The organism is Xylanibacter rarus (genome assembly GCF_001275135.1).
Classification (GTDB): domain Bacteria; phylum Bacteroidota; class Bacteroidia; order Bacteroidales; family Bacteroidaceae; genus Prevotella; species Prevotella rara.
Map to the genome: position 1 here is coordinate 1 of NZ_LFQU01000063.1, position 3,887 is coordinate 3,887.

A 3,887-nucleotide genomic window follows, 5' to 3' on the forward strand; every position below is an offset into this window, starting at 1 on the left:
AAGATCCGCCGGCACATTAGCAAACGTAGTGCTTATGCAACGTGGTTTTGCTTAATCCAATTATGAAATCCATTTCTGTGTTTGCTAATTATGAAACGTAGTTCAGCATTAGCTAATTGTGAAACGTGGTTCAGCGCAGCTAATTATGAAATGTCGTTCGGTTTAATCCAATTATGAATTACTTCAACCTCTAATAACAAAAAAACGGAACTCCGTTTAGGAATTCCGTTTGGGGTGGAGGGTGGGGCTCGAACCCACGACATTCAGAACCACAATCTGACGCTCTAACCAACTGAACTACATCCACCGTGTTAGTTGCTTAATGTCTTAAAGCGAGTGCAAAGGTACGGGATTTATTTTAAACTACCAAATAAATCCCGTATTTTTTTTGCTTTTTGTTTAATTTGCCGGTGTTTTAGGAGCCTGAGGCGCTGCAGGAGCTGCTTTTTGGTCAGCTTTCTGAGCATTGTTACCAGCCTTAGCCGGAGCTGCCTTCTGTGTCTGGCTAGCGCCAAATCCGGGAAGGTTTGTCGGGTTAGTCTGCTGCTGTTCTGTTGCAGCCTTCTCGATAACACTCTCAGATGTTGTTGCCTTAGGAGCAACATAAGCGCATACAACGCTGAGAACAACCATGGCTATTGCAAGTCCCCATGTTGTTTTCTCAATGAAATCAGTGGTCTTGCGCACACCCATGATCTGGTTTGATGATGAGAAGTTTGACGCAAGTCCTCCTCCTTTAGACTCCTGGATCAGCACGATGCCTATCATGAGCAGTGCTGCCAGCACGATTAAGATTACGAATAATGTATACATTTTCTTTTATTTATATTTATTATTTATTATCAGTTTTTCCAAAAATCGGATTTGGTCTGCAAAGTAAGCATTTTTTTTGGATAATTCAAATTTAAACGCTTAATAATTTCCAATGCCTTTGAATATCGGCCTTGTTTTATGTAAATTTGCGCCAAAGTCTCGGTAAAATAGTTCTCGTCGCCCTCTTTTTTGTCGTTGTCCTCTATTTCAGGCACATACTCGGGCTCGTCCTTCAGTTCTATTTTTCCGTTCTCGTTGTTGATGAAGTTGTCTATGAGGTCTTGTCCCTTCATGACGGGCTGCTGTGTGTCGTCTGTGTCGCCTTCAGTATCAAGCAGATAGGCCACATAGTCGATGGCTGCGTCGGCAGGTGTGGGCTTGCGCTTCTTTTTGCGCTCCTTGTTTTCCTCTTCCTTCTTGTCTTCGGGTATGGTGTCGAGGAACTGCTCTATGAGCGATATGGTTCTGTTGCCGCCTTCTGCCTCTTTTTTATTGTCTTTCTCAGTCTTCTTCTCCTGCTGTGTGGTGCGCAGCTTGTAGTGGGCAGCCTCCACGAGATTGAACACCACCTTGCGGTCGGTGATGTAGACGGCAGAGCGGCGCAGCTCCTCGTCGAACGAAGGGTCGTGAAGAAGATACAGGTTTTGCAGTAACAGCAAACGGGCCGGCTGGTAATAGGGATACAGAGCAAGGAGGGAACGCAAGTCGTAGAGCGTTTCCTTGTCCATCTGTTCCGGATGCCTTATTAGCTGCTCGAGGTCTATGTTCATATGGTCTGCTTGTTACCAGTTTGCTACTGTTGCGTTGAATATCTGATCTGTGATGTCTTCAACCATCTGTGTTACGAGTTCTTCCTGAACAGAGTTTAGCGACTGTGTAGTCTCGAATGTAGACGTGGCAGTGAACTGCTTTTCGAAGTCCTCGCTGTGGTTGGCATTGTTGGTAAATCTTACGTTCACCGTCATCGACAGCTCTGCCTGTGCCGATGTACCTTCAGCCGTTACGGCCTTGTTGCGCTGCGAATATTGCGTTATCTCGCCTTCAATCTTCATGTCGCCGTTGCGCTTTACCTGAATGAGGCGTGTGTGGTTGGCGAACACGTCCTTAAGCTGGTTGTTGAAGATGCTGGCCATAGGAGCCCATACGTAGCTTGAGCGGATGGGGAAGTCGGCTATCTGTATTGTCTTGGTCTTGGTGTAGTCGATACTTGCTCCGTTGAACTTATATGACACGCTGCATGACACCAGCAGTAGCATCATGACGGTTAATAGTGCTGTCTTTATATGATTGATTCGCATAAGTTGTTTGTTGCCGCTTTGTAAATGTTTGTTGCTTAATATGAGCTTCTTGTCATATCGTTGGCCGTAGGACATTATTTCTCCAGTCCGTACTGCTTTATTCTTCTGTATAATGTTCTGTCGGAAATGCCAAGTTCCTGAGCCGCCTTCTTGCGGTTGCCGCCATTGCGTTCGAGAGCCTTTTCAACCATCTGACGTCCTATGTCTTCAAGATTAAGACTTTCGGGCTCAGATATTTCTTCAGCCACGGCGTCTTGTACGGTCGGTGCCGCTGTGCGTGCGGGTGAGCTGATGGTTGCCGATGGCTGGTCTGTAATGATAGACGGCAGGTTAGAGGCTGACGTGTCTACCGTGGCGCTGCGTGCAGCGTCGAGCTGTTTGCGCAGACTGTTCATGTCGCGGCGCAGGTCGCTTACGTTGCCGCGGAGCTCATAAAGAATCTTATATAAAATCTCGCGTTCGCTCTCATAAGAGTGGCTTCCGGGCGAGCTTATTGTTGCCAGCTGTGTGCTCTCGGCGTCTTCAGGGATGAACTTGTGTATTGCCTCACCGCTTATTTCGCGTTCCTGACTTAACACAGACATCTGTTCTGTGATGTTCTTCAGTTGTCTTACGTTGCCGGGCCACTTATATTTAAGCATTATATATTTGGCCTCGTCAGAAAGGGTTATTTTGGGCAGATGATATTTCTCGGCCATCTGCATGGCAAAGAGGCGGAACAGCAGCAGAATGTCTTCGCCGCGGTCGCGCAGCGGCGGAATCTGTATTGGAATGGTGTTGAGCCTGTAATACAGATCTTCGCGGAAACGGCCTTCGCTGATGGCCTTGCGCATGTTGACGTTGGTGGCAGCGACAATTCTGACGTCTGTCTTCATTATCTTCTGTCCTCCCACGCGTATGTATTCGCCTGTTTCGAGAACGCGGAGCAGTCGTGCCTGTGTGGCCATTGGCAGCTCGCCAACCTCGTCGAGGAATATTGTGCCCTTGTTGGCAACGCCGAAGTAGCCTTCGCTCTCGCCGATGGCACCGGTGAATGAGCCTTTCTCATGGCCGAACAGTTCGCTGTCTATCGTGCCTTCGGGGATAGATCCGCAGTTGATGGCAAAATATTTCTCGCGGCGTCGCGGAGAGTTGTCGTGTATTATACGTGGAATAATCTCTTTACCCACACCGCTTTCGCCGATGATGAGTACAGAGAGATCGATCGGTGCGACCTGCATGGCCACATCGATGGCGCGGTTTAATCCGTCGCAGTTGCCGACGATATTATAACGCTGTTTTACTTTCTGTAATTCAGAAGTGTTCATTTATTCTGCAAAGTTACATAATTTATTTTATATAACACCGATGCATTGCATTTTTAATGTAATTTTAGTTATATCACGTGCTTTGAGGGGGACTGTCGGGAGTTAGAGTAGTTAAAGGAGTTAGAGTAGTTATCGCTCACTAAGGTGAGCTAGGAGTTAGAGTCAAATGCCTTGTTGATTCTATTCAATGTAATACAATTGACAATAATCGGTGAAGTACACGCACTACGTTGCTATTGTGCCGGCGGATCTGTGCTCCGCCGGAATTGAGTATAAAGATTTTTCAATCTGATTACTTCCTATTTGACATCGCCTTATATCTTTAATGCAAAATTATCATTGGATTTTTCATTATTCACTTCGTAAATCAGCGGTATTTTTGGCGGATCAGGAAATTAGCTGCGCTGACCTTCAGTTTTTATATTTAATTCCGGCGGAGCGCAGATCCGCCGGAACAATAGCGAACGTA

General features: G+C 46.5%; 3 protein-coding genes, 1 tRNA gene and 1 pseudogene. All 5 read right to left on the reverse strand.

Annotated elements, in window-relative coordinates:
* Positions 1-230 precede the first annotated feature (230 nt).
* Positions 231-307: transfer RNA gene (locus tag ACU52_RS14445), tRNA-His, on the reverse strand.
* A gap of 92 nt (positions 308-399) precedes the next feature.
* Positions 400-813 carry a preprotein translocase subunit SecG gene (gene secG, locus ACU52_RS14450; RefSeq protein WP_021853484.1) on the reverse strand — a complete coding sequence of 138 codons (414 nt, stop codon included), beginning with the start codon at positions 811-813 and terminating at the stop codon, positions 400-402.
* 6 nt (positions 814-819) lie between these two features.
* Positions 820-1,577 (reverse strand): annotated as a pseudogene (locus tag ACU52_RS14455) (tetratricopeptide repeat protein).
* Between the two features lie 18 nt (positions 1,578-1,595).
* A complete protein-coding gene (locus tag ACU52_RS14460; RefSeq protein ID WP_053399317.1) occupies positions 1,596-2,111 on the reverse strand; it encodes an LptE family protein in 516 nt (171 codons plus the stop codon).
* A gap of 74 nt (positions 2,112-2,185) precedes the next feature.
* Positions 2,186-3,418, reverse strand: coding sequence for a sigma-54 interaction domain-containing protein (locus ACU52_RS14465; RefSeq protein WP_053399315.1), 1,233 nt, complete (start codon positions 3,416-3,418; stop codon positions 2,186-2,188).
* Positions 3,419-3,887: the final 469 nt, after the last annotated feature.